The following is a 24,067-nucleotide window of genomic DNA, read 5'->3' as shown; positions in this document are numbered from 1 at the left end:
CCTCCAAGGCTGCCTACGTCAGCGGTGCCCTGCAAGACGAAGGCGCTGCGGTGCTGAACAACATCAAGGTCCAACGGGAGATCATCGCCAACGGCGGCCCGGACATCAGCATCAATGGTTCGGCAGCCAACCATGCGGCCTACAACGCAGCCTACGACCAGCTCGTCGGCAGCGGCGATAACGCTGCAGCACGCAAGGCCGTCGGGCAGGTGTGGGGCAGCGAAACCTCATCGGTCAAGGTCGACGGCCAGTTCGTCACGTACAACGATTACTACGGCAGCTGGTATGACGATAACGTCGACGATTAAGCGACCCTTTTTCAGGCTCTTTGCCTACCTGCTCGTGGCGAGCACGGCAGCCTGTTCAACAGCGAACGAGAACCAACGGATGAACCAAGCCTCTTTCACGCTCTGGCAAACCATCGAGCAACTGGCGCAGCAAGGGCCGCTGACCAAGGCCAAGATCGAGCAGACGCTGGGCAGCACCTTGCAGCTGGACAAGCAGGATGAGCACCGCACCCGCTGGATTGGCGGAGAGGTTGTCCTGCAAGGCAACGTGCGCATCGCGCAGACGGGTTTCACGGTGCTCAACAAGGAGCATGCGGCGCGCCAGAGCACCATCGGCCTATTTCTGACCGGTGCCTGCATAGGCCGCCATGACATAGAAGCGCAGTATGGTGAACTGCTTCTGGTCTCGGCCCCGCGTGGCCGCTCACCGCACGAGACGAGCGTTTGGGAAAGCGCACGCCCCTGGGGCCAACTGCGCTTCGCGTTCAAGCAGAACAACCCCGAGTGCCTGCACAGCGTGTCGATCATTCCAGCCGCGCAATCGATACCTGGCGAAGCTTGATTCATAGCGAACGGACATAGCGTGCAGATCGATAATCGCAGTGGTTTCCCCCATGCCTGGTTCGAGAAAACGGGCCCAGGCGGCGTCGTTTACGACGTACTGGTGCTGCGCGGCACCTTCGCGCTGACCGGTAGCTATCTTCCACTGCCGCGGGCCGATGTGCAGGCACCCATCGTCTATGCCGATGAGTACGATGGCCATCCCGAAGCCAACCCCCTGCAAAGCGTGCTGCGCCGCGAAGGCGACCTGACGCTGCTCAAATCGGCCAGTGATATCTACGTCACGGGTACCGCCCGTAGCGAAGGCGGTGTCGCCCTACCTGGCTGGCTCGCCGGCATTCGCGTCGGCACACGGCGCAAGCTGCTGCAACTGCACGGCCCGCGGCGCTTCGAACGCCACGGGCAGGAGTGGCGCCTGAGCAGCGCTGAACCCGTCAACCAGGTGCCCCTCGACTACCGCTATGCCTTCGGTGGCTGCTACAGCGTGATGGCGAGCGAACAGAGCCCGGTAGAGCGGGTGTACAACCCCGATAATCCCGCCGGGTGCGGCTGGCTTCCCGGCGAGGCCGACCTGCAAACCGTGTCCCCCGAGGCCCAGGCGCAGATACGCCAATGGCTGGAGGGCGTAAGCGAGCTGCCGGCGCCACTGATCGAGGACGTCGATGCGCCAATCACCAGCCCCCATGACGCGCTGCCGCCACAAGGCTTTGCCCCCCTCGCCCGCTGGAGCCAGGCACGCCTGCAATACGCCGGCACCTACGACGAACACTGGCAGCGCGAGCGCTATCCCCTGCTGCCCGACGACTTCGACGAACGCTTCTACCAGGCTGCGCCGCCTAAGCTGATCCAGCCCGGCTACCTGGCCGGCGACGAATTCATCTCCCTGCTCGGCATGCTGCCTGAGGGCCTGACGCATTTCCGTCTGCCCGGGATCCTGGCGCTGGTATCGCTGACCCCGTTCCACGGCCGTACCCGACAAGGGCCGCTGGTGCTCGACACCGTGGCCATCGACCTGGATGCCCGGCACGTCTCGCTGATCTGGCGCGGCACCTTCGAGCGCGGCGAGCCCTGGCGGCGGCTGGCGATCGGCACGCTGGACGTCTCATCAGGACGAGATGACCGGACATGAGCGACTTTACCGTCCTGGATCCGATAGTCGTCAACTCCACCGACCTGTTCCGGTCGGACTATGGCATCGACAGCCTGGCTCAAGCGAACCAGGTAATCGACAACGCGGACGCGTTGTTCGCCCGGGACAGCCACGAGTGGGACGGTAACCGCCAGGCCTTCGACGAGACCGCGCAACGCGTCAAGCAGCGTTTCGAGGATGGTACCTACAAGGAAGGGGAACTGGCGCAGTCGCGAGCGGCCGAGGAAGGCGATGACCTGTGGGGCAACGCCCGCCACGCCGCCAACGACAGCCATGAATGGAAAGCCGTCTGCTCGGTACCGGACTTCTGCAAGGTCGGCAATGCCGTGGTGCCCTTCGACAGCTTCGCCACCATCGGCAACCAGACCCAGTCCTCACCGGACGTGAAAGCTCAGGGCGTGCCGGTGTATCGCGTCGGCGACCTGCACAAGGGCGTCCAGGGCGATGCCGGTTCCCACGTGGTCGCCGGTACTTCGCTCGGCGGCGGCTACGTCAAGTTTCTCAGCGGCCAGAACGACGTCAAGGTCAACGGTATCCCGCTGGTACGCCAGGACAGCACCTGCCTGGTCAATTGCAATGGCGCAGGTATCGGCGGTGCGCTGGGCAAGGTCGTCACTACACAGCGCGGCGCAGATACCCAGGCCGAAAAAACCGCTGAGGAGGCCAATCCGGAACTGCAGGCGCTGCTCGACGCCGAAGCCGACGAGCGCTCGCTGTGGGAGAAGACCAAAGACTTCGGTTCCGGCGCCTGGAGCAGCACCAAGCGTATCGCCGGGGCGAGCGTTGATGACCCGCTGGATACCGGCGTTGGTGTACTCAAGGGCATTGGTAACCTGCCTACCGATCTCTGGAACCTCGGCGTGATGGCCAGCAAATACAGCTCGGCGGCGGGCATCCCCCCCATTGCACTGCGCGCCCAGGTCATGGAAAAAGCCGCCCTTGCCGCCCACCAGGCCGGCGACCTGACCAAGGCCAACGAACTGGCCAGCCAGGCCAGCAAGATGATGAACGCGGGCTACGCCGATGATCTGTTCGAGCTGACCAGCGATGCACAGACCGGTGGCTCTGTACTGTCGATGTTCATACCCGGCAGCGTGGTGGTGAAGGGGGCGAGTAGAGCGGGCAAGGCAGCACGTGTACTGGATACTGCAGCGGATGCAACAAGGGGGGCCGACGTAGCATCGGATGCGGGTGGTTTGGGGCGGCGCCTGCCGGAGTCCGCCAAGGAAGCAGAAAAAGCCGCGGATGCAGCCGTGACCGGTGTGCATGTAGCCAAATTGTCAAACGCTCAACAATACGCAAAGCTAGTGAACTCAAACAAACGCTGGTCATGGGAAAAAGATTTCCCTGGTGGTGAGAACCTCACCCGAGGACAAAAGGAAGCGATAAAGCGGCAAGCAATAGCGGAGGGTTTGATACCAGATGTGCCTTTCAAACCTGGCACCAAGTTTCCAGATTTCGAGAAAGCAGGATTGGTCAGCCGGGTCGAACACCTCCCTGAGCATTTGTGGAAAACGGGCGACAAAGCGCAGTTCAAATGGCTGGATAGCCAGATACCCGGAGGTCGCCCTAGCGGGTTCACATGGCACCACTCAGAGCTGCCGGGTAGAATGGAACTTGTTCCGTTTGGGCCGCATAACATCATTACTCACTCTGGCGGTCGGTCTACAGGCATGTGGGCGGCAGGCAAGAGATGAACCAGGAGTTTGTTATGGAATTAAAAATAGTAGGCCAGATTTCAGCGCCCCCTATTGAAGCGACCACTTCACTCGAGCGTTACTGCAGAGTAAAACTGCCTCAGGATTTTATTGAGTTCCTCCAATACGGCAATGGTGGAATCCCCGAAAAAAATCTATTTATGCATGAGGGTACGGACAGACTGATTGAACGCTTTCTACCCGTTATGCTAGACCCTAACTCAGAGGATATAGGTGAGTACGACATATCGGTAGTGATGACAGCGTTGGACTCCCGACTCGGCGATGATCCTGACGAGATCGGCTGCAAGCTCATTCCTTTCGCAGCGCTTTTTTCTGGTGACTTTCTCTGCTTAGATTTTCGGAAAAACGCTGAATGCCCTGAGGTAGTACTTTGGGATCACAACCAATCCGATGATTTCGCTCCGCATACGGAGCCAGTTGCACCCTCCTTCGCCGACTTTAAGACCCAGCTATTCACTTGAAAACCGAAAAAGACTCGGGCATATACAACTACTATCAGTAGACTAAATAGCGTCTACAAGAACTCAAACCCGCCCCCCGAATACCTCATCACTGAGGCGAAGTACAACTCATCGCAGCTCAGCAAGAGATTGGCCGATGGCACCAATCAGATGGATGATGCCTGGGTCATGAAGCGCCTCGATAGGCCAAGACTTATCGACAGTTCTGGCAATGTGGTCAGGGGTAACGCCGAAAAGGTTCCGGGATTTTGAGACAGAGGGGCAGATCAATGCCGCGCGATACGCTAAAGAGCAAAGAGTTCTTCGACAAATGGATTTCGTATGACCTGGAGAGAATGCAACAGAAGCAGAACCGTCTCGACTCTGGAGGCATACCGCTGCCCTACGGCAAGGTGACCGCCGCTGCGGATCTCTGCAATAAGGCGCTTGAAGTCATCGTCATGAGCTATTCGCGTGGCGACCGGGTTGCCGATTTTAGCGGCCATGTAGTCAGACTGCTCGCTGAGCGTGAGCAACTCAAAGCGCTGTGCGACGCCCTGCCTAAGGACGAGCAAAAAAAACGCATCCAATATGAGCGACTGAGTTTCGACAACTACCTGGATTTCTTCTGGTGGCTCTCTCTGGCCGTCTGTCTCGGTATGGACGAAGCACACCTTGAGCGCGTAATCGCGCTGATCAACAACGCAGGCCAGGACGCGCTACTGGATCGTATCGCCGTGAAACTCGGCGCTCATCAGCGTGCCGTATCCAACGAATTGGTGTTCCCCAAGCAATATGCGCTGTTGCTGCAAGCACTGGATGCGCCTTCGCAAGAGCAATCCAATCTGGTCAAGAAATTCCTCGACGGCTGGTACAAAGGCAACAAGAACCTTGCAGCGTGGTACGACAACCATAAGGGCGAAGACACCGGCTACGTTGGTTATTGGTGTTTCGAAGCCGCACTGGTGGTGAAGCTATTTGGAATAGACGATTCGTCTTTCAGAACGCATGCGCACTATCCGGCTGACTTAGTTCACAACACCTGATTTCTATAGCATCGCTTCACCCGCAATCGCCTGCACCGATATGGGATGTGAATCAGTGATTCGTATCGGTCAGGCTCCTAATCAGGCACAGGTCTGCTTCGCCACCATCGGCAATCAGACCTAGTCTTCGCTCGACGTCAAACGTCGGCTACCTGCACAAGGGCGTCTAGGGCGATGCCGGTTCCCACGTGGTAGCCGGCACCTCGCTCGGCAGCGGCTACGTCAAGTTCCTCAGCGGCCAGAACGACGTCAAGGTCAACGGTAGTCCCGTGGTGCGCTAGGACAGCACCACCTGCCTGGTCAGTTGCAATGGCGCAGGTGTCGGTGGTGCATTGGGCAAGGTCGTCACCACCCAGCGCGGCGCAGATACCCAGCCGAAAAAACCGCCGAGGAGGCCAACTCGGAACTGCAGGCGCTGCTCGACGCAGAAGCCCACGAGCGCTCGCGGTGGGAGAAGACCAAAGACTTCGGTTCCGGCGCCTGGAGCAGCACCAAACGCATCGCCGAGGCCAGCACTGACGACCCGCTGGATACCGGCGTTGGCATACTCAAGGGCATCGGCAACCTGCCTACCGATCTCTGGAACCTCGGCGTGATGGCCAGCAAATACAGCTCGGCGGCGGGCATCCCCCCAATCGCGCTGCGCGCCCAGGCCATGGAAAAGGCCGCCCTTGCCGCCCACCAGGCCGGCGACCTGACCAAGGCCAACGAACTGGCCAGCCAGGCCAGCAAGATGATGAACGCGGGCTACGCCGGGGATTTGTTCGAGCTGACCAGCGATGCACAGACCGGTGGCTCTGTACTGTCGATGTTCATACCCGGCAGCGTGGTGGTGAAGGGGGCGAGTAGAGCGGGCAAGGCAGCACGTGGAGTGCGAGTTCTGGATGAGGCGGCCGACGCCGAGAAAGCCGCATATGTAGGCAAGAGTTCGGGCCCTGGGGTGCACGTCAAGGCGGCAACAGGCGAGAAGGCGGCACATGAGGCCATGGTAGGTAAAGGATACGAGCCTCTGGGTAAAACGGACGGCAATTACAAGCCCGGGCAGAACGGCATTGATGGTGTCTACAAGAATTCAAACCCGCCTCCCGAGTACATCATCACCGAGGCGAAGTACGGCTCATCGCAGCTCAACAAGAGATTGGCCGATGGCACAAATCAGATAGATGATGCCTGGGTAAGAAACCGATTGGATGCACAAGTTGGTAAAAGGCAGGCTGATGCCATTCGCGCGTCCATGCGCCGCGGAGATGTTCAAAAGTGGGTACTTCGTGTTGGCGAGGATGGCAAGGTAAACGCCAAGCTGGTTGACAGTGCAGGTAACGTAATCAGAGGCAATGCTGGGAAAGTTCCGAATTTTTAAAGGAAATAATTGATGACTCGTGACAACGTGAAAACGACGGCGTATTTCGATGAATGGATTGATTACGATCAAGATGTAATCCAACAAATACGCGACGAACTAGAGTCCAACTCCTTGGCGCCATATGGCAGGGTTCAGGCGGCATATGACCTTGCCAAGAAAATTCTTGATCGCATCATAATGCGCTACTCAAGAGGGGATAGCCTTACCGGTTTTCGCGATGACCTCAAAAGCCTGTTGGCTGTCCGTGAGCAACTGAAGTTATTGTGCGATGCATTGCCATCGGACGAGCAAAAGAACCGTTTCCAATATGAGCGACTGAGTTTCGACAACTATCTGGATTTCTTCTGGTGGCTCTCTCTGGCCGTCTGTCTCGATATGGACGAAGCACACCTTGAGCGCGTAATCGCGCTGATCAACAACGCAGGCCAGGACGCGCTACTGGATCGTATCGCTGTGAAACTCGGCGCTCACCAGCGTGCCGTATCCAACGAATTGGTGTTCCCCAAGCAATATGCGCTGTTGATGCAAGCACTGGATGCGCCTTCGCAAGAGCAATCCAATCTGGTCAAGAAATTCCTCGACGGCTGGTACAAAGGCAACAAGAACCTTGCCGCGTGGTACGACAACCATAAAGGCGAAGACACCGGCTACGTTGGTTATTGGTGCTTTGAAGCAGCACTGGTAGTGAAGCTATTTAGAATAGACGATTCGTCTTTCAGAACGCATGCGCACTATCCGGCTGACTTAGTTCACAACACCTGATTTCTATAGCATCGCTTCACCCGCAATCGCCTGCACCGATATGGGATGTGAATCAGTGATTCGTATCGGTCAGGCTGCTAATCAGGCACAGGTCGCAACTTCGCCAGTATCGACAATAAGACCAAGTCCTCACCGGACGTGAAAGCCCAAGGCGTGCCGGTGTATCGAGTCGGCGACCTGCACAAGGGCGTTCAGGGCGATGCCGGTTCCCACGTGGTGGCCGGTACTTCGCTCGGCGGCACTACGTCCAAGCACACGATCATAAACCCTACAGGTCAATGAAATGACACCCGAAATTCAACAGCTGCAGCAAACCATCGCACAAGGTGTGTACGAAGTGCTGCCAGAGGACGGTTGGACAGACGCTACCTATTCGTTCCAGGCCATTACCCGTTTTTTTTCGGAGACCGGCCACTATCTGCTCAATGACGTAAAAACAGTGTCGTTCGTCGCGGAAGATGAAGTAAGCGATGCGTTTCGCGAGCTACGTACCAAAATGGCAGCCCTCCATGAAAACGGGCATGCCTGGTACACCGCTACGTTCACACTTACCCCTGACGGCAACTTCAAATTCGATTTCATCTACGACGAACTACCTGCGTTCGAGATAATTCCATCTCCGGACAAATGGGCTGACGAATTCCGTACCTACCCACGACCGGAGCTGCAGGATCTTGTTCCACAGCAGCCGAAGCTCTAGGGTTGAAGCGACATAAAGTGGTCACAAACCAAAACGGACTTCATGACGTGACTCGCACAGTCGTCTTACTGGTGCAGGAAGCCTCCGATAAATCCCATTAATGGATAGTAATTGCTGACATGACTCGCTTTCAGCGTATCCAGGCCAGCGTTCCCGCAGGCGTCGAGCTCCCCGATGCGCTGCGCCGAATCTGCGACTATCTGGATGAAACCGATTACCCCATCAGCGGCTGCATGCGCCTCAGGCCCGACGACTACGGTGGCCTGCTCGCCTGGTTCGATGGCGACGCAGCCATGGCTGCCCACTTCGCCTGCTTCGGCGCCGGCCCGGATGGTTCGATGATCGCCTTCTGGCTGCTCGGCGGCACCGACGCGCGGCAGGCACCGGTGGTTCATCTGGATTCGGAAGCTTGTGACAATCGAGTGCTGGCGAAGAACTTCCAGGACTTCCTGCTCCTGTTCGGCATCGGCTACGACGAGCTGGGCTTCGCCGACCTGAACCAGCCACCCGATGATCCAGGCTCGGCAGAAAATCTGCGGGCCTGGCTGCACGTCGAGTTCGGCCTGACCTGTCCGGCAACGGGTGCCAGCATCGTCGAAGAGGCCAACCGGGCATGCCCCGACATTCAGCATGCCATCGATGCGTGGCTCAGGAATCGGTACGGCGAATAGACTTGAGCGGTGCATGCCGTCTATGAATCTGTACGCCCATTTACAAGCGGTACATGACCAGAGCAGTTTTCTGGTGTTTGTCAGGGCTCTGCTGGCAGACCGGCGCGCCGCCATTGAAATGGAGCAAGCAAGCAGAGAAAGTGACTGGGCCAACAGCAGTCTTGCAGACTTTCTAGAGCGCGCACTGGCATGGGTCGAAGATAGCGAGTTCGGTGATCGCCAGGACTTGGCTGGAGCGAACCCGTGGCAGTGGCGATCACCCTGATCGACACGTCTTTCATTGCTCACCATCGTGGCTTGGCGCGGCCCTTGACGACCCGGCAGGCTCCTCACGCCAGCCGCCGCCCAGCGCCCGTGCCAGATTGACGCTTGCCTGCAGGTGCAGCATGCGCAGTCGTGCCGCTTCATCTTCCGCGCTGTAGAGGCTGCGCTGCGTATCGAGCAGCGTGAGCAGGGTTTCGGCGCCGGCACGGTAGCGGGACTCGGCCAGGCGGAAGGCACGCTCGGCCTGCCGCAGTACCTCGTCCTGGGCCTGCTGCTGCGCAGCGCTGCCGCTCAACCCATTGAGCGCCACCTCGACCTCGGCGAAGGCGGTGATCAGCGCACCGCGATAATCGGCCAGCAGCTCCTCACGCTGCGCCATGGCCAGATCACGGTCGGCGCGCAGGCTGCCACCGTCGAAGATCGGCGCGGTCAGCGCACTGCCGAGGGAGTACAGCGGATTGGCGAATACCCGTGAGGCGCTGTCGGCACTGCCGCCGAGCGTGGCGCTAAGGCTGAGGCGCGGCAGGAGAGCGGCGCGAGCGGCCTGCAGATTGGCATTCGCAGCCGCCAGGTTGGCTTCGGCACGGGCCAGATCCGGGCGCGCCAACAGCAGCTCGCTGGGGATGCCTGCGCCGATATCGGGCATGGGCAGTTCGAACAAACGCGCCTGGCTGGCCGGCAACTGATCCACGCGCGCACCGAGCAATACGGCCAGGGTTGCCAGGCTGTCCTCACGTTGCTGGGTGACGGCTGCCAGCTCACGCCGCTGCAGGGCCACCACGCCACGTTGCTGGGCCAGCGCCAGCGACGTGGCCGCACCGGCGCTCTGCCGCGCCTCGACCGTACCCAGCACGCGCTCGGCGTTTTCCAGATTGAGGCGAGCGATGCGCTGGCGCTCCTGCAAGCCAACAGCGTCCAGCCAGGCCGATGCCACTGCGGCGCTCAGGGAGACCTGCAGGGCATCGCGGTCGAACTGGCTGGCATCGCGCGCAAAAGCGGCACTGTCGCGACTGGCGCGCAGGCGCCCCCAAAGGTCGACTTCATAACTGGCGGCGACATTGCCGCGGTAGGCATTGCCATCGACATCCGCGTTACCGCCCAGGCGTGCCTGGCGCTCGGCGGCAAGATTGCCATCAAGGCGCGGCGACAGTTCGGCACCCGCGCGGCGTGCGGTTGCATCGGCCTGGCGCAGGCGCGCCACGGCGGCGGCCAGACTCTGATTGTCGCGCAGGGCCTGCGTCATGAAGGCGTCGAGCTCGCTGCTGGCAAAGGCCCGCCACCACTGCTCACGAGGCGCCGGGGCAGGTTCGGCAGCGGCGTTACGCCAGTGTTCGGGAGCGGTGGGCAGGTCTGCCGGCGCATCGGCTGTCTGGGTACAACCGCCCAGTAGCAGCGCGGCCAGCAGGCCGGAGACCAGATAAGGCGTCATCGATAATCCTGTCATTGCACGGCCAACGCGACGACCGGGTCGAGCTGCGCCGCGGTCTTGGCGGGCAGGTAGCCGAACACCAGGCCGGTACCTACCGAGCAGGCGAATGCCAGCAGCATGGCCGACAGCGAGAACACCAGCGGCACGTTCCAGGCGATCAGCAGCGCACCGAACAGCAACCCGGTGACCACCCCGACACTGCCACCGACCAGCGTCACCAGCACCGACTCGGTGAGAAACTGGCGCAGGATGTCGCGCTGCCGGGCGCCGGTGGCCATGCGAATGCCGATCTCGCGGGTGCGCTCGCGTACCGTCATGAGCATCACGTTCATCACGCCGATACCGCCGACCAGCAGAGATACGGCGGCGATCAGGCCAAGCATCAGGGTCATGCTCTGCCGCGTCTTGGCCTCGGCCTGCAGCTTGGCGGCGGAGTTGTAGACGCGAAAATCCTGACGACCATGGCGCTGCAGCATCAGCTCTTCGAGCGCGGCCTGGGCTTGGGCGACCAGGTCGCTGCGCTTCACTTCGATGGCCCCGTAGCTCTCGTCACGCAGCTTGGGAAACACCCGCACCACACCCGTGCTGTGCGGCACCAGCACCTGCTCGTCGGGGTAGTTGCCACCCGCTTCACTGCCCTTCTCGCTCATCACCCCGATGACCTCGAAGGGTGAACTGTTGATCAGGATGATCGTGCCGAGCGGATCGCTGCCATCCGGGAACACGCTGGTGTAGACCTCATGACCAAGCACCGCCACGGGCGCGATCTCGCGGTTCTCCGCGGCGCTGAAGAAGCGCCCGCGCGCCACCGGCCAGCGGTGAATGTGCGGCAGGTTCTCGCCGACGCCGAGCACTTCGGTCTGCAGCGCCTGCTGGCCGTGGCGGATCAGTGCCGGATCACGCAGCACCGGCATCACCCGGGCCACCTCGCGCAGCTTGCCAATCGCCTCGAAATCGCTCTCGGTGAGCACCCCGATTGGGCCGCCGGTACGCGGCACGTCGCTGGACACGTACATCATGTTGGCGCCCATCACGCCCATTTCGGCGACCACTTTCTGCCGGGCACCTTCACCGACGGCAAGCATGACGATCACCGAGGCCACGCCAATGACGATGCCCAGCAAGGTCAGCGCGGTACGGAAACGGTGGATCAACAACACGCGCCAGGCGCCACGCATCATCTCGCCCAGCTCGCTGAAGAAGGAGGCGCCGCTGTCGCGCCCGGCCTGGCGCATGTCCGGGGCAGGCAGCGCGTTGCTCGGTAGCGTGGCGCCGCTGTCGCTGATGATTTCCCCATCGCGGATCTCGATCACCCGCCGCGCCTGTGCAGCGACGTCACGGTCGTGGGTGATCAGAATGATGGTGTGCCCGGCGTCTGCCAGCTCGTGCAGCAGCGCCATCACCTCCTCGCCGCTGCGGCTGTCCAGCGCGCCGGTGGGTTCGTCGGCAAGGATGATGCGCCCGCCATTCATCAGCGCCCGGGCAATCGATACGCGTTGCTGCTGGCCGCCGGACAATTGGCCTGGCCGGTGCTCCAGGCGCTCGTCCAGCCCCAGCCGACGCAATAGCGCAGATGCCCGCTCACGGCGCTGCTCGGCGGGCATGCCGGCGTAGATGGCCGGCACTTCGACGTTCTCCCGCGCTGACTCGGTGGCGATCAGGTGATAGCCCTGGAACACGAAGCCGAACGCCTCGCGCCGCAGCCAGGCCAGTTGATCGACATCAAAGGCCGCCACGTCCTCGCCGGCGAAGCGGTAAGTACCGGCACTGGGGCGATCCAGGCAGCCGAGCATGTTCATCAGCGTCGATTTGCCGGAGCCGGACGTGCCGACGATGGCGACGAACTCACCCGCCTGGATCGACAGGCTGATGCCACGCAGCACATCGACGGCTGGCGCGCCGTTCTCACCCCCGTAGGTGCGCCTGATGCCCTGCAGTTCGATCAGCGCTGCTGTTGTTGGAGCTACCACTGGAACCTCGACATGCCCGAATCGGCCGGCGCATCGCCCGTCACCAGGCGCTCGCCTTCCTGCAGACCCTCGAGGATTTCCGCCACCTGGCGATCTCGCGCACCGACTTTCACTGCACGCTGTTGCGCCTGGTTCCCGGCAAGAACACGCACCTGATAATTACCCGGTTTGCCCTGCAAGGCATCCAGCGGAGCGGTCAGCACACCCTTCGCCGAGGCGGTGACGAACACCACCTGGGCGGTCATCTGCGGCATCAGCTCGCCGTCGTTGTTATCCACTTCGAACAGCACGGTGTACTGCACCACCTTTTCCGGTTCGGCGGCACTACTGCTCGCCTCACCCTGCCCGGTGGTGGTCACCGGTGGCGCGGGCAATACCTGGCGTACCGTACTGCGCCAACGCCGCTCGTCACCGCCGAGGGTAGTGAAGTACAGCGGCAGGCCTGCCTTGACCCGGCGGATATCGGCCTCTGAGACGCGCGTCCAGCCGGTCATGCTGCGCAGATCGGCGATACGCATGACCGTGGGCGTCTGATAGGTGGCGTTGAGGGTCTGCCCTTCTTTCACGTCGACGCCCAGCACCGAGCCGGCGATGGGTGCGTAGATGCGTGTGTAGCTCAGTTGTGCCTCGTTGCGTTTGAGCAGTGCCTGGCTTTCGGCGATCTTCGCGCGCAGGTTGTCGAGCCGCGCCCTGGCCGATTTGTAGCCCGCGGCGGCGGCCTGCACGTCCTCTTCGCGGGTGGCGTCGAGCCTGGCCAGGTGGGTTTGCCGCTCGTGCTGCTGACGCGCCAGCAGCAACTGCGCCTGCTGTTCTTCCAGTTGCGCGCGCAAACCCTGCAGAGCCGCGCGGTCGGCCTCCACGGTGGCCTCATGCAGGCTGGCGTCGATTTCGGCGAGCAACTGGCCCTTTTCCACCTGATCACCGGGTTCCACATGCAAGCGCATGATCTGCCCGGAAACCTGGGCGCCGACATCCACCGAGTAGCGTGGCTGCAGGGTGCCGATGGCGACCACCGTAGCTTCCACATCGCCACGGCCAACCACAGCGGTTTCATAGGCTGGCGTCGGCTCGCCGTTGAACCAGGCCAAAGCGATGACCGGCACGAGCGCGACCGCGGCGAGCAGCCAGCGCCGGCGAATGGGGAAAGGGGAAAACGTCATGACGGGCCCGACCTCTGCCTGAGCATCCAATAACCATCCCCGACGTCAGCCGAACCTGCGCTCGCACTCAGGCAAACGAAGGCAGCGCGACACGCCAGGGTGAGGTGCAAGGTGAAAGACGCAATGCGCCTGTGCAGGCGCCTTGCAACTCATGGAGAGCGGGAAAATATCCGGCTCTTACCACCCAAGACGGATGAGCCCATGAAAACCCGGCGCCTTCAGCCCGAACAAATGAAACAAAATGTTTCACAACTGTAACAGCACCGACAGTGGGAGGTTTCGGATCAGGGAAATACAAGCCCAGGCTAGTGCGAATATCTCATGGCTGGAGAACCGTAGAGCGATCACAGCAACGCACACTGCGCCGGTATATCCTGCTGGCCCTCAAAGACGTGCCGCGAAAGGAATCCCCATGCACAGCAACCCTTACGCCATTACCCAGGTTGAATCCGGCCTGTCGGGCGAAGCCAGGCAGTCGTCGGGGCTGCCCATGCGCCTGTTGCTCACGGCGATGCTCTGCTGCGCAGCGGGCCTGACGATCCACTGGATCATCATGTGGCTGACCTTGGGGCCCGAATACCTGCAAGCCTATCTGAACGATCTGTGGCCGCTTGCGACCTCCTGGCTCACTGCGCTGGCGGTCGATGGCTGCAGTGCGCTGCTGCTGACCCGCTACTACCTGCAGCGTCACAACCTGGTGACCGTCACCCGCCCCGGGCGGCTTATTGCGCTCTTCGTAGGCTTCTACTTTGTTGCCTTCACTCTGGTTAGTCTGTTCTTCAGACTGCTGTGGATTCAGTTGATTACATGGATCTACGAAAGCGACTTTGGGATATCTCCCAGACTGCTCGTGCAGCCGGTGAACCTCCTTTTGTTCGTGTTGGCGGTGCTACTGCCGCTGTGGCTCAGCCTGCACCTGATGCGGCGCACGGCCCAGGTTGAAAGCGGGCTCGGTCGGGTCGGCCGTGGCGAGACTGCGCTGGCCTTCGGTCTGCTGTTCTGCGTGATCTATATGAAACTGCTCACGCTGCTGCCGATCGGCGTCATCAATCCCTACGGCATGGAGTGGCTGCAGGCTGTCGGCAGTGCTTCCGGGCTCATGTACGGGCTGATCGCCCTGCTCGCCGCCCGCGGGGCGCTACCGCCGCAGTTGCCGCAGCTGGCTGTCGGTCGTCTGCTGGCAAGCGTGCTGGTGTGCATGGGTATCTGGTTGGTCGTGGCGACCGTGCTTTGCGTCGTGCTGCTGGTGGTTTTGTATTCCGGTTCGGAGTTCATGGCCATGGCGCTGGTAGTGCTGTTCGGGCTCCTGCTAATGGCGCTGCTCTGGCCACTGACGCGCCTGAGCCTGCGCTGGGTCTATCGCCCGGCGCCGGCCTGAGTTGCTTGAGCGGCTTGCAGTGCGGGACAATCCGCGCCGATTCAGGCCAGCGGATATCCACAGCATGCAGCAGCGCACCGTTCTCTTCGACCTCGACGGCACCCTGACCGACCCGCGCGAGGGCATCACCCGTTCGGTGCAGTACGCCCTGGCGCAGCTGGATATCCATGAGCCCGATCTGCAGGCCCTGGAGCACTTCATCGGCCCGCCGCTGCTGCAGTGCTTCATGCACACCTACAGCCTCAGCGAGGCACGCGCCTGGGATGCGGTGAACCACTACCGGGTGCGGTTTCGCGACGTCGGGCTGTACGAAAATCAGGTGTTCGACGGCGTGGTCGAGCTACTGCAACTGCTGCGCGAGCAAGGGCGCACGCTGTATATCGCCACCAGCAAACCCACAGTGTTCGCCACGGAGATCGCCCGCCACTTCGATTTCGGTCGCTACTTCAAGACGATCTATGGCAGTGAGCTGGATGGCACACGTACCAACAAGGTGGAACTGATCGCCCACCTGCTTGAGCAGGAAGGCCTCGATCCTGCCGATACGCTGATGATCGGCGACCGCAAGCACGACCTGATCGGCGCTCACAGCAACGGCCTCGATGCCGTGGCGGTAGGTTATGGCTTCGGCAGCCTGGAAGAGTTGAGCGGCGAACGGCCGGCCCATCACTTCCAGACGCTGGCGCAGTTGCACCAGGCCTTCGCTGGCTGAGGGCTACATCATCCTCGAACCGGTGAGGTCATTGCGCTGATAGATCACCTTGCGAGTGCCGTTGTCGCACGTGCCGATCACCATGCTGTCGTCCTCGACCTCTTCGTTCGTGACGATCTCCAGCGTATAGCTGGCAACGCCCGCAGCCTGGATCTTCACTTCGATCTCCTGCCTGAGCTCCTCGCACGACTTGGGCGCGGCCCAGGCATTGCTGCCCAACAGGCCAAGCACCAGCATCACTGCCGTCCATCCTTTCATCACGACCTTCCTCTGCGTGTTGTTCACTTCTCTCGGACAGCATCTAGCGCTTGCAGTTGTATAAGCCGTTGCTCATCAGACAAAGCACCCAGCTCTGCCACCCGGCGATAGAACGTCGGCCAGTCGCCCTGCGCCTCGCGGAACAGGCCGGCAAAGGCCTCCACCCAGCGATCGTAAAGACCGAAGGGCAGCAACTTGGCGTTGTTCAGCGGCCCGTTGATCCAGCCATCGTAATAGCCGACGCCTTTCCATTGCGTGGCCTGCAGCTGCCGGTACTCGTCGCGCAGACGGTCGAATTCGGCTTGCTTGCCAGCACGCATCGCGTCGGCATCGAGGCCGCTGGCGTAGAGGGCTTCCAGGCGCGCGCGACTGGCCAGCACCAGTTCGCTGAACTGCTCGCGCGGCTGAACCGGCAACGCCTGCGCAGCCGGCAAGCCCCGTGCAGCACGCCACTGGCGCAACCCCTCCCTCTCGACGAAGGTGGCATAGGACTCGTTGAAAGCGGTGTCGCCGGCCAGGTAATACTGCTGGTGCGCCAGTTCGTGGAAAATCACCGCGACCAGACGTTCGTCGCTCCAGCGCAGCATGGTGTTGAGGATCGGATCATCGAACCAACCCAGGGTCGAATAGGCCTCCACCCCGCCCAAATAAGTGTCGAGCCCCTGTGCATCGAGCAGTGCCGCCGCGCCGCGAGCACGGTTCTGCTCATAAAAACCGCGGTAAGCCACGCAGCCGGCGATTGGAAAGCAGTGCAGTTGCGGCTGCAGGGAAAACTCCGGGGTGGCGAACAGGTTCCACACCACGAACGGCCGTTGTAGATCGGCATACAGGCGATAGCTGCGATTGTCCGGCAGGCCCAGATGCTCGCTGGCGAAGCTGCGCGCCTCCTGGGACAGCGCCAGGCGCTGGCGCAGTTGCGGCTTGGTCGATGGATCGTCGATCAGCGCCTGCACCGGTTGCCGCGCGTGCAGCAACTGCAGTTGCCCGCGGGCCAGCTGGCCGTAGTAATCGACCGTGCTGCAGCCTGCCAGCAACAGCGCGAACAGGGGAACCGCCACACGGCGCGGCAGGTCGACAAGATAGGAGGTGCAATGTGCGAGCATGGCGGTCGTCATGGCAGATAAGCACCTCATCCTACCGCGAAGTCGCGGCGGCTTTGCGCGATACTGCAGCATCTTCATTTCGCGCCCACGGGAGACACCACGATGCGCCAGCCTGTTCTGCTTGCTAGTTTGTTGTTGCTCGGAGCCTGCGCCTCGCCCCTGCCGGCAGCCAATCCAGATATGGCATGGATCGACCTCAAAAGCGAAGGCATCGATTTGCTGATGGCCGAACGCCTGGATCGTCAGCGCGTCGATGACGGGCGCTACTTTCAGGTCACGCCGGGAGCACACGAACTGGACATGCGTTTCCGCTTTGAGGTCAGTAGCGGAGGAGGCGGATCGATAATGTCCGAGCCGCAGGAACTGACGTGCGATATCCGCATTCGCTACGACGACTTCAAGGCCGGTCAGCGCTACCGCGTCGAAGCACGCTCGATAGTGATGCGTGGCCAGGCAATTCTCTATGACGCCGAGCGCAACGTGCTGGCGCGCGGCAAGAATCTGCGCTGTGGGAGTTTCTAACGGGATTTTGCGAGGGGAAACGGCCTCAGCCGCGACGGGCGTCGCGACTGGGCTGCGGTACTGAGCAGGCGATTACGCCTCCAGTACGACTTCCAGGGTGATTTCCGCGTTCAGAACCTTGGAGACCGGGCAGCCGGTCTTGGCGGCTTCTACCGCCTTCTCGAATGCGGCACGGTCAGCGCCTGGCACCTTGGCCTTCAGCGACAGGTGCACTGCGGTGATGGCAAAACCACCATCCTGCTTGTCGAGGGTGACTTCAGCCTTGGTGTCGATGCTCTCGGCGGTCATGCCCGCCTCGCCCAGCTCCTTGGACAGCGCCATGGAGAAGCAGCCGGCATGTGCAGCGCCGATCAGCTCTTCCGGGTTGGTGCCGGGCTTGTCTTCGAAACGGGTGTTGAAGCCGTAAGGCTGCTCGGAGAGCACACCGCTCTGGGTGGAAATGGTGCCTTTGCCGTCTTTGATGCCGCCCTGCCAATGGGCCGATGCTGTCTTCTTCATCTCTATGCTCCTGTTGATGAGGGGTACAGAGTTCAGAGAGACAGCAGCCCGGCAAGTTCGAGTTTTTTGACCCCGCTGTCAATCAGGCGATCAGCGCAGCCCGGCGAGAATATCGAAGGCGTGCAGGCGGTCGGCGAAGTCATAGTGGTCGCAGGTGAAGATCAGCTCGTCGGCCTGGGTCTGCTCCAGCAACACCTCCAGGCGCGCGCGGATCTTCTGCGGGCCGCCGATCACCGCCATGCCCAGGAAGCTGCCCACCGCATCACGCTCATGAGGCAGCCACAACCCTTCCATCGACTCCACCGGCGGACGCTGCACCAGGCTCTGGCCGCGAATCAGCGAGAGGATACGCTGGTAGGCGGACGTGGCCAGGTGCTGGGCCTGCTCGTCGGTATCGGCTGCCATCAACGGCACGCCGAGCATCACATAGGGTTTGTCGAGCGTCTCGGATGGCTTGAAGGCATTGCGGTAAACCCGAATGGCCTCGTGCACGTAGCGTGGCGCGAAGTGCGAAGCGAAGGCGTAAGGCAAACCGCGCTCGCCGGCCAACTGGGCACTGAACAGGCTGGAACCGAGCAGCCAGATCGGTACGTTGGTGCCGGTACCCGGTACGGCGAGGACTCGTTGATCCGGCGTACGTGGGCCCAGGTAACGCTGCAGTTCGGCAACGTCCTGAGGAAAATCGTCGGCACTTCCGGAGCGCTCGCGGCGCAAGGCCTGAGCGGTGAACTGGTCGGCGCCCGGCGCACGCCCAAGGCCCAGTTCGATGCGCCCCGGATAGAGGGTCGCCAGAGTGCCGAACTGTTCGGCGATCACCAGCGGCGCGTGGTTGGGCAGCATCACGCCACCGGAGCCCAGGCGGATACGCGAGGTTCCGGCGGCCAGATAGCCAAGCAGTACAGCAGTCGCGGAGCTGGCGATACCGTCCATGTTGTGGTGTTCGGCGACCCAGAAGCGATTGAAATCCAGGGATTCGACGTGCCTGGCCAGCGCCAGGGAGTTGTGCAGCGCCTGCTCTGGGCTGCCGGTATCGCGGATCGGCGCCAGGTCGAGAACGGAGAAGGGAAGTTTCGCGAGTGCAGTCATGAGAAAAAACCTTGGCTGTGGATAAAGCCAGGGCTTTATCCGAGTAAAACAGTAGGTCTTATCCTACGCCTCCAGATGGGTTGAGACCACCTCATGGCAAAAATTGCAGGCAGTAAAAAGCCGGCATCGCAGAGGCTGCGAGCCGGCTTTCGACCATCATCATCAGTTGCGCTGGTAGACGATTTCCTTGGTGTCGCCACCGCAGGTGCCGACCACTTGACGGTCAGTCACGCTGCCTTTGTCGACCACTTCCAGGGTGTAGGACGCCACGCCATTGGCTTGGATCTTGGCGTCGATCTCACCTTTCAGCTCTTCGCAATCTTTAGCTGCGAACGCCGAACCAGCGAGGGCCATCAGGCCTACTGCAAATAACACTTTTCTCATCACAAACGCTCCCTCGTTACCAGTGAACTACTCCGGGCGCCAAAAAGTGGCCCGTTTCAATAAAGCCGCAGATTGCCGTTATGACAAGTAAGCGCGACTGCAGATGCCCGTGGTCAGCTGTTGGCGACGCGGAAGCCGACCTTCAGGGTGACCTGGTAATGGGCCACCGCGCCATCGGCGATGTGACCACGGGTTTCGGTGATTTCGAACCACTCCAGATGACGAATGCTTTTGCTGGCTTCGGCCAGGGCATTGCTGATGGCATCTTCGATGCTGGTCGACGACGAGCCAACCAGCTCGACCTTCTTGTAGGTGTGATGATCTGACATATCCGCCTCCAGGGCTGGTAAAGAAAAGTGGGCTGAGTGCCCTTAATCAATCAGTCCTCGGAGAGCGCAGCTAAGTTCAGGTTTTCGATTGCCATGCCACTGACGATTGCTCGCCTGGAGCGCCGCACAATAGAATGAGAAGTATTCATATCAACTCGTGGAACGACCCTGCCGTGTCCAGCCCGTCCACCGCACTGGGATTCTTTTTCAGTGATCACCATCGCTGGCTGCTGCAGCATGTGCAGCGCCGTCTGCGCAACCAGGCCGACGCCGAGGACACGGCTGCAGAGACCTTTTGCCAACTGCTCGCCGCCAGGGTCGATCCCGATAGCATCGAGCAGCCACGGGCCTATCTCTCTACCATCGCCCGACGCCTGATCTATGACCGCCATCGGCGTCGCCAGTTGGAGCTGGCTTACCTGGCGCGCCTCGCCGCCCTGCCGGAAGAACTCGCACCCTCGCCGGAAGAGCGCCACCTGCTGCTCGAAGCGCTGGCTGCCATCGACCGTGCTCTCGACGGCCTGCCGTTGGTGGTCAAGCGCGCCTTCCTGTACAGCCAGCTGGATGGCCTAACCTACGTCGACATTGCCGCACGCCTGAACGTTTCCGAGCGCACCGTTGGCCGCTATATGACCCAGGCCCTGCGCCAATGCTACCTGGCACAGCTGACCCCATGAGACAGACACGCTTAGACCCGGCCGCCGAACAGGCCATCGACTGGATGGTCAAGCTGCGTGCCGGGCGCACCAGCCAGGCGCAACAGGCGCGTTTCGAGCAGTGGCTGCACAGCGACGCAGCTCACGCCAACGCCTGGACCACGCTGCAGCACAGCCTGGGCCAGCCCTACGACACCCTCCGTAAATTGAACAAACAGCTCCCCAGCGGCACGGCGCAGGAGCTGCTGCTTCAACCGAGCTCGTCACGACGCAACCTATTGCGCGGCCTTGCCGCATTCGGCCTGCTTGGCGGCGCAACCTGGTTAGGCGCGCGTAGCCAGCCTGGCCAGGCGCTGCTGGCAGACTTCAGTACCGGTACTGGCGAACGCCGCCATCTGCAACTAAGTGACGGCAGCAGCCTCGACCTGAATGCCTCCAGCGCTGTCGATCTGCACTTCAACAGCCGGCAGCGCCTATTGCTGCTGCGTCACGGCGAGCTGGTGGTGCAAGTTGCGGCGGATGCCGGCCGCCCCTTCATCGTGCGCAGCGCCCAGGGTGATGTGCAGGCGCTGGGCACCCGTTTTCTGGTACGCCAGGAGGCGGATGCGACGCGTGTGGTGGTGCTCGAACACAGCGTGCGGCTAAGCCTGGTAAACGGTGGCAACCTGGTGCTGCAACAGGGCCAGGCCGCCCTGCTGCGTGGTAACCGTATCGATCTGCTGACCGGCGAGCAGACCTATCAGGCGGATTGGCTGGACGGCCGCCTCAGTGTTCTCGATGCACCGTTGAGCGACGTGATCGAGGCCCTGCGCCCCTATCGACGAGGTCTGATTCGCGTCAGCCCGCAGATCCGCCAACTGCGCGTACAAGGTGTATTTCCACTCGATGACACGCAACGCAGCCTCGCAGCGCTGGCGGAAACCCTGCCGATCAGCGTCGACCATTACGGCCCCTGGCTCACCCTGCTCGGCCCGAAAAATCAGTAAGCGCACGACGATGAGCATTTATTCATGAAAATCGTTCGCATCGCTGTCCGGTTTTTCCGTTTCGCTCCACCTATCTCCTGACAGCCAACATAATCAGGAGTGTTTTCGTGTTCAGACCCTGGCCCCTCGCCGTTGCCATCGCCTTCGCTGGCCTCCCCTACACGGTCGTCATGGCCGATCCGGCGGCCCAGCAGCAAACCCTGCAGTTCAACCTGCCAGCCGCCAGCCTGGCCAACACCCTCAACGCCATCGCCAGGCAGAGCGGGCGGGTCATTTCTCTCAACCCTGCACTGGTCAGTGGCAAACAGGCGCCTGCCGTGCATGGCGAGCTGAGCGCCGAACAAGCGCTGCATCAGGCATTGGCGGGCAGCGGCCTGCAACTGGTGGTCACGGGAAGCGGCAGCTTCAGCGTCATGCCTGAAGTGAGCGCTAGCGGCGCACTGGAGCTTTCTTCGTTGAGCATTTCCGGCAAGGCGCCTGGGTCGATCACCGAAGGCACGGGCCCTACACCACCGGCTCGACGAGCAGTTCCACGCGACTCAACCTGTCGCTGCAGGAAACGCCTCAATCAATCACCGTACTGACCCGTCAGCGCCTCGATGATCAGCGGCTCGATAATCTGCCCGACGCGCTGAGCGCGACTACGGGCGTTATCGTCAAACCCTTCTCTGTTGGTGGCGACGGCCCACAGATCTGGGCACGCGGCTCGACGATCCGGAACTACCAGATCGATGGCGTGCCCAGCTCGTCTTCTCTGTCGAACTATGTGCAGAGCACTGCCCTGTACGACCGGGTGGAGATCGTCAAAGGCGCCACCGGCATGATGAGCGGCCTGGGCAACCCCTCCGCTACCGTCAACATGATACGTAAGCGCCCGACCTACGAGCCTCAGGCCAAGATCAGCGTGGAGGCAGGCAACTGGGATCGCTATGGTTCGATGGTGGACGTAGCCGGGCCACTGACCGAGAGCGGCAACCTGCGCGGCCGCTTCGTCGCGGACTACAAGCATCAGCATGGCTGGACAGACAACTTCGAGCAGGACTACCAGACGCTCTATGGCATCGTCGAAGCGGATCTGAGCGAGTCGACATTACTCACCCTGGGCTTCAGCCAGATAAACCGCGATACCAATTCGCAAACCACCATCTACCCAGCGCTCTACAGCAATGGCCAACCGACTGGTGCCGACGCCTCCGACAACGACTCTCCGGCGTGGGGCTATTACAACCATGAGCTGAAGAACGTCTTCGCCTCCATCGAGCATCAGTTCGACTCGGGCTGGAGCGTGAAGAGCGATCTCAGCCACGCCGTATACAACCACGATGCGACAGGCGCGGGGCTAAATGGCACGTTCAGCACGGGAACAGCCAGCGGAGGTAGTGTGCTGTTTCAGCGCTACAACGGGCACAGTGAGCAAGACAGCCTGGACACCTACGTAACCGGACCCTTTTCACTATTTGGCCGCGAGCATGAGTTGATTGGCGGCATCACCCTCTCACGGCTCGACAGTTACAGCCCGAGCGAGACAAGAACTTCGGGCTTGTTTACCAACCCGAATTTGGGAACCTGGATCGACGACGTGTCCAAACCGACCTACATCAAGACAGGCAAATCGAATACTACCGAGGATCAACGCAGTGCCTACCTCAGTACCCGACTGCATCTGACCGAAGACACCAAGCTGCTGATTGGCAGCCGCGTAATGGACTGGAAAACAGATCGCGAGGCCGTCACTTATGCGACGGGTGCACGGAGCAAGAGCAGCGATAGCCGAAACGGAATCTTCATCCCCTACGCTGGCGTCGTGCATGACCTGGACGAAACCTGGGCGCTCTACGCGAGCTACACCAAAATCTTCCAGCCCCACGACTACCTGACCAACCTCTACTCGAACTCGACCATCGCGCCAACGGAAGGAACGAGCTACGAAACGGGTATCAAAGCCAACTTCAATGAAGGCCGGCTCAACGCCAGTCTTTCCCTGTTCAAGACCGATCAGGAAAACCTGGCCGTCTGGAGTGGCGTTCTTTATTCCTACGTCGGGGAAACGGCAACCACCGAAGGCGTCGAACTCGAGCTCAGCGGCGAGCTGGCGGAGGGCTGGCAGTTCAGCAGTGGCTACGCCTACAGCGTGAGTCGCAACGACGACAACCAACGCATTCTGACGCGGGCGCCGTTGCACAGCCTGAAAACCTTCACCACCTATCGACTGCCAGGCACGCTGGACAAGTTCACGGTCGGCGGTGGCTTCAACTGGGAGAGTCGAACCCACGACGGCGCACAAACAGAACAGGGCAGTTATGCGCTGTTCAACCTACTGGGCCGTTATGACATCAATGAAAACCTGTCTGCGTCGGTCAACGTCAACAACCTGTTCAACAAGGAGTACTACCTGTCCATCGCCGGAAACAACGTGAGCTACGGTGCGCCGCGCAATGTCATGACGTCGTTGACGTACAGCTACTAATCGCGCTGGCCGCCATGTAATGCGTGGCGGCCATTGGCGGATGCCTCGCACACGCCAGCATGGCAGTCAGACGCAGGAGCGCCGTTGCGCATGCGGGCAGGCCACGGCGTCAAAGAAAGGCAAGAGATCCAGCAGAACAGCGCATCGACCATCGGCAGCTTACG

Annotated in this window: 26 protein-coding genes; 17 read left to right on the top strand and 9 right to left on the bottom strand. The window is 61.2% G+C overall.

Translation table 11 applies throughout. The features are described 5' to 3' along the window. Positions 1–387: 387 nt before the first annotated feature. From K5Q02_RS05935 to K5Q02_RS05890, 10 genes are all read left to right on the top strand, one after another. On the top strand, positions 388–849 hold the full coding sequence (locus K5Q02_RS05935; protein WP_225837334.1) for a hypothetical protein: 462 nt from the start codon (positions 388–390) through the stop codon (positions 847–849). Positions 850–870: 21 nt separating this feature from the next. Next, positions 871–1,977, top strand: coding sequence for a DUF2169 family type VI secretion system accessory protein (locus tag K5Q02_RS05930; protein ID WP_225837332.1), 1,107 nt, complete (start codon positions 871–873; stop codon positions 1,975–1,977). Continuing rightward, positions 1,974–3,695, top strand: coding sequence for an HNH endonuclease (locus K5Q02_RS05925; RefSeq protein WP_225837330.1), 1,722 nt, complete (start codon positions 1,974–1,976; stop codon positions 3,693–3,695). Before K5Q02_RS05930 ends, K5Q02_RS05925 begins: the two co-directional genes overlap by 4 nt. Positions 3,696–3,709: 14 nt before the next feature. Continuing rightward, positions 3,710–4,180, top strand: a complete 471-nt coding sequence (locus tag K5Q02_RS05920) for an SMI1/KNR4 family protein (protein ID WP_179539611.1) — start codon at positions 3,710–3,712, stop codon at positions 4,178–4,180. Positions 4,181–4,449: 269 nt separating this feature from the next. Further along, positions 4,450–5,205, top strand: a complete 756-nt coding sequence (locus K5Q02_RS05915; protein WP_179539610.1) for a PoNi-like cognate immunity protein — start codon at positions 4,450–4,452, stop codon at positions 5,203–5,205. A 304-nt stretch (positions 5,206–5,509) separates the two neighbouring features. Then, entirely contained in the window at positions 5,510–6,565 is a 1,056-nt protein-coding gene (locus tag K5Q02_RS05910) for a hypothetical protein (protein WP_225837329.1), read from the top strand. 12 nt (positions 6,566–6,577) lie between these two features. After that, positions 6,578–7,330: a PoNe immunity protein domain-containing protein gene (locus K5Q02_RS05905; RefSeq protein WP_225837327.1), complete on the top strand. Its 753-nt coding sequence runs from the start codon at positions 6,578–6,580 to the stop codon at positions 7,328–7,330. Between the two features lie 283 nt (positions 7,331–7,613). Then, positions 7,614–8,030, top strand: a complete 417-nt coding sequence (locus tag K5Q02_RS05900; protein ID WP_225837325.1) for an immunity protein YezG family protein — start codon at positions 7,614–7,616, stop codon at positions 8,028–8,030. Positions 8,031–8,149: 119 nt separating this feature from the next. Then, positions 8,150–8,701: a hypothetical protein gene (locus K5Q02_RS05895; RefSeq protein ID WP_225837323.1), complete on the top strand. Its 552-nt coding sequence runs from the start codon at positions 8,150–8,152 to the stop codon at positions 8,699–8,701. Positions 8,702–8,723: 22 nt separating this feature from the next. Then, positions 8,724–8,966, top strand: coding sequence for a hypothetical protein (locus K5Q02_RS05890; protein ID WP_225837321.1), 243 nt, complete (start codon positions 8,724–8,726; stop codon positions 8,964–8,966). A 12-nt stretch (positions 8,967–8,978) separates the two neighbouring features. Here the strand turns inward: K5Q02_RS05890 and K5Q02_RS05885 are convergent, their stop codons facing one another. From K5Q02_RS05885 to K5Q02_RS05875, 3 genes are read right to left on the bottom strand one after another with little or no spacing between them, the layout of a single operon-like run. Next, a complete protein-coding gene (locus tag K5Q02_RS05885) occupies positions 8,979–10,394 on the bottom strand; it encodes an efflux transporter outer membrane subunit (RefSeq protein WP_225837319.1) in 1,416 nt (471 codons plus the stop codon). A gap of 11 nt (positions 10,395–10,405) precedes the next feature. Continuing rightward, a complete protein-coding gene (locus K5Q02_RS05880) occupies positions 10,406–12,364 on the bottom strand; it encodes a MacB family efflux pump subunit (protein ID WP_225837317.1) in 1,959 nt (652 codons plus the stop codon). Then, the gene (locus tag K5Q02_RS05875) at positions 12,358–13,524 is read right to left on the bottom strand and encodes an efflux RND transporter periplasmic adaptor subunit (RefSeq protein WP_225837315.1); all 1,167 of its coding nucleotides are present in this window, start codon (positions 13,522–13,524) and stop codon (positions 12,358–12,360) included. Before K5Q02_RS05875 ends, K5Q02_RS05880 begins: the two co-directional genes overlap by 7 nt. Positions 13,525–13,936: 412 nt before the next feature. On the opposite strand from K5Q02_RS05875, the gene K5Q02_RS05870 reads away from it, so the two are divergent. Continuing rightward, the gene (locus K5Q02_RS05870; protein ID WP_225837313.1) at positions 13,937–14,902 is read left to right on the top strand and encodes a hypothetical protein; all 966 of its coding nucleotides are present in this window, start codon (positions 13,937–13,939) and stop codon (positions 14,900–14,902) included. Between the two features lie 64 nt (positions 14,903–14,966). Then, positions 14,967–15,614 carry an HAD family hydrolase gene (locus K5Q02_RS05865; RefSeq protein ID WP_225837312.1) on the top strand — a complete coding sequence of 216 codons (648 nt, stop codon included), beginning with the start codon at positions 14,967–14,969 and terminating at the stop codon, positions 15,612–15,614. Between the two features lie 3 nt (positions 15,615–15,617). Here the strand turns inward: K5Q02_RS05865 and K5Q02_RS05860 are convergent, their stop codons facing one another. Both K5Q02_RS05860 and K5Q02_RS05855 read right to left on the bottom strand, forming a co-directional pair. Continuing rightward, positions 15,618–15,872 carry a DUF1161 domain-containing protein gene (locus K5Q02_RS05860; RefSeq protein WP_225837310.1) on the bottom strand — a complete coding sequence of 85 codons (255 nt, stop codon included), beginning with the start codon at positions 15,870–15,872 and terminating at the stop codon, positions 15,618–15,620. A gap of 23 nt (positions 15,873–15,895) precedes the next feature. Beyond that, positions 15,896–16,987, bottom strand: coding sequence for an aminopeptidase (locus tag K5Q02_RS05855; protein ID WP_225837309.1), 1,092 nt, complete (start codon positions 16,985–16,987; stop codon positions 15,896–15,898). 90 nt (positions 16,988–17,077) lie between these two features. On the opposite strand from K5Q02_RS05855, the gene K5Q02_RS05850 reads away from it, so the two are divergent. Continuing rightward, entirely contained in the window at positions 17,078–17,497 is a 420-nt protein-coding gene (locus tag K5Q02_RS05850; RefSeq protein WP_225837307.1) for a PA0061/PA0062 family lipoprotein, read from the top strand. Positions 17,498–17,569: 72 nt separating this feature from the next. Here the strand turns inward: K5Q02_RS05850 and K5Q02_RS05845 are convergent, their stop codons facing one another. The 4 genes from K5Q02_RS05845 to K5Q02_RS05830 all read right to left on the bottom strand — a co-directional run bounded on the left by K5Q02_RS05845 (position 17,570) and on the right by K5Q02_RS05830 (position 19,794). Further along, on the bottom strand, positions 17,570–17,995 hold the full coding sequence (locus K5Q02_RS05845; RefSeq protein ID WP_225837305.1) for an OsmC family protein: 426 nt from the start codon (positions 17,993–17,995) through the stop codon (positions 17,570–17,572). A gap of 90 nt (positions 17,996–18,085) precedes the next feature. Further along, positions 18,086–19,081 (bottom strand): LLM class flavin-dependent oxidoreductase, encoded by a 996-nt coding sequence (locus K5Q02_RS05840; RefSeq protein WP_225837303.1) that lies wholly within the window; start codon positions 19,079–19,081, stop codon positions 18,086–18,088. Positions 19,082–19,243: 162 nt separating this feature from the next. Beyond that, a complete protein-coding gene (locus tag K5Q02_RS05835; RefSeq protein ID WP_225837301.1) occupies positions 19,244–19,465 on the bottom strand; it encodes a DUF1161 domain-containing protein in 222 nt (73 codons plus the stop codon). A gap of 113 nt (positions 19,466–19,578) precedes the next feature. Then, complete coding sequence (locus K5Q02_RS05830) at positions 19,579–19,794, bottom strand: dodecin (protein ID WP_042553536.1); 216 nt, start codon at positions 19,792–19,794, stop codon at positions 19,579–19,581. A 134-nt stretch (positions 19,795–19,928) separates the two neighbouring features. Between K5Q02_RS05830 and K5Q02_RS05825 the strand changes: the two genes are divergently transcribed. From K5Q02_RS05825 to K5Q02_RS05810, 4 genes are all read left to right on the top strand, one after another. Next, entirely contained in the window at positions 19,929–20,471 is a 543-nt protein-coding gene (locus K5Q02_RS05825; protein ID WP_225837300.1) for a sigma-70 family RNA polymerase sigma factor, read from the top strand. Next, positions 20,468–21,436 (top strand): FecR family protein, encoded by a 969-nt coding sequence (locus tag K5Q02_RS05820; protein ID WP_225837298.1) that lies wholly within the window; start codon positions 20,468–20,470, stop codon positions 21,434–21,436. Before K5Q02_RS05825 ends, K5Q02_RS05820 begins: the two co-directional genes overlap by 4 nt. 107 nt (positions 21,437–21,543) lie before the next feature. Continuing rightward, a complete protein-coding gene (locus K5Q02_RS05815) occupies positions 21,544–22,020 on the top strand; it encodes an STN domain-containing protein (RefSeq protein ID WP_225837296.1) in 477 nt (158 codons plus the stop codon). Continuing rightward, positions 21,981–23,903 carry a TonB-dependent siderophore receptor gene (locus tag K5Q02_RS05810; protein WP_329959560.1) on the top strand — a complete coding sequence of 641 codons (1,923 nt, stop codon included), beginning with the start codon at positions 21,981–21,983 and terminating at the stop codon, positions 23,901–23,903. Before K5Q02_RS05815 ends, K5Q02_RS05810 begins: the two co-directional genes overlap by 40 nt. The last annotated feature ends 164 nt before the right edge of the window (positions 23,904–24,067 follow it).

The organism is Pseudomonas sp. MM211 (assembly GCF_020386635.1).
In the GTDB taxonomy this organism is placed as follows: domain Bacteria; phylum Pseudomonadota; class Gammaproteobacteria; order Pseudomonadales; family Pseudomonadaceae; genus Aquipseudomonas.
The sequence above is the reverse complement of the archived record's forward strand: the minus strand, read 5'-3'. Positions and strand labels throughout refer to the sequence as shown.

What these genes read in the sequence shown, in the direction of transcription:
- K5Q02_RS05935 (WP_225837334.1), top strand. Translation starts at nt 388, where the DNA reads ATGAACCAAGCCTCTTTCACGCTCTGGCAAACCATCGAGCAACTGGCG.
- K5Q02_RS05925 (WP_225837330.1), top strand. Translation starts at nt 1,974, where the DNA reads ATGAGCGACTTTACCGTCCTGGATCCGATAGTCGTCAACTCCACCGAC.
- K5Q02_RS05920 (WP_179539611.1), top strand. Translation starts at nt 3,710, where the DNA reads ATGGAATTAAAAATAGTAGGCCAGATTTCAGCGCCCCCTATTGAAGCG.
- K5Q02_RS05915 (WP_179539610.1), top strand. Translation starts at nt 4,450, where the DNA reads ATGCCGCGCGATACGCTAAAGAGCAAAGAGTTCTTCGACAAATGGATT.
- K5Q02_RS05905 (WP_225837327.1), top strand. Translation starts at nt 6,578, where the DNA reads ATGACTCGTGACAACGTGAAAACGACGGCGTATTTCGATGAATGGATT.
- K5Q02_RS05900 (WP_225837325.1), top strand. Translation starts at nt 7,614, where the DNA reads ATGACACCCGAAATTCAACAGCTGCAGCAAACCATCGCACAAGGTGTG.
- K5Q02_RS05895 (WP_225837323.1), top strand. Translation starts at nt 8,150, where the DNA reads ATGACTCGCTTTCAGCGTATCCAGGCCAGCGTTCCCGCAGGCGTCGAG.
- K5Q02_RS05890 (WP_225837321.1), top strand. Translation starts at nt 8,724, where the DNA reads ATGAATCTGTACGCCCATTTACAAGCGGTACATGACCAGAGCAGTTTT.
- K5Q02_RS05885 (WP_225837319.1), bottom strand. Translation starts at nt 10,394, where the DNA reads ATGACGCCTTATCTGGTCTCCGGCCTGCTGGCCGCGCTGCTACTGGGC.
- K5Q02_RS05875 (WP_225837315.1), bottom strand. Translation starts at nt 13,524, where the DNA reads ATGACGTTTTCCCCTTTCCCCATTCGCCGGCGCTGGCTGCTCGCCGCG.
- K5Q02_RS05870 (WP_225837313.1), top strand. Translation starts at nt 13,937, where the DNA reads ATGCACAGCAACCCTTACGCCATTACCCAGGTTGAATCCGGCCTGTCG.
- K5Q02_RS05865 (WP_225837312.1), top strand. Translation starts at nt 14,967, where the DNA reads ATGCAGCAGCGCACCGTTCTCTTCGACCTCGACGGCACCCTGACCGAC.
- K5Q02_RS05860 (WP_225837310.1), bottom strand. Translation starts at nt 15,872, where the DNA reads ATGAAAGGATGGACGGCAGTGATGCTGGTGCTTGGCCTGTTGGGCAGC.
- K5Q02_RS05855 (WP_225837309.1), bottom strand. Translation starts at nt 16,987, where the DNA reads ATGACGACCGCCATGCTCGCACATTGCACCTCCTATCTTGTCGACCTG.
- K5Q02_RS05850 (WP_225837307.1), top strand. Translation starts at nt 17,078, where the DNA reads ATGCGCCAGCCTGTTCTGCTTGCTAGTTTGTTGTTGCTCGGAGCCTGC.
- K5Q02_RS05845 (WP_225837305.1), bottom strand. Translation starts at nt 17,995, where the DNA reads ATGAAGAAGACAGCATCGGCCCATTGGCAGGGCGGCATCAAAGACGGC.
- K5Q02_RS05840 (WP_225837303.1), bottom strand. Translation starts at nt 19,081, where the DNA reads ATGACTGCACTCGCGAAACTTCCCTTCTCCGTTCTCGACCTGGCGCCG.
- K5Q02_RS05835 (WP_225837301.1), bottom strand. Translation starts at nt 19,465, where the DNA reads ATGAGAAAAGTGTTATTTGCAGTAGGCCTGATGGCCCTCGCTGGTTCG.
- K5Q02_RS05830 (WP_042553536.1), bottom strand. Translation starts at nt 19,794, where the DNA reads ATGTCAGATCATCACACCTACAAGAAGGTCGAGCTGGTTGGCTCGTCG.
- K5Q02_RS05825 (WP_225837300.1), top strand. Translation starts at nt 19,929, where the DNA reads ATGAGAAGTATTCATATCAACTCGTGGAACGACCCTGCCGTGTCCAGC.
- K5Q02_RS05820 (WP_225837298.1), top strand. Translation starts at nt 20,468, where the DNA reads ATGAGACAGACACGCTTAGACCCGGCCGCCGAACAGGCCATCGACTGG.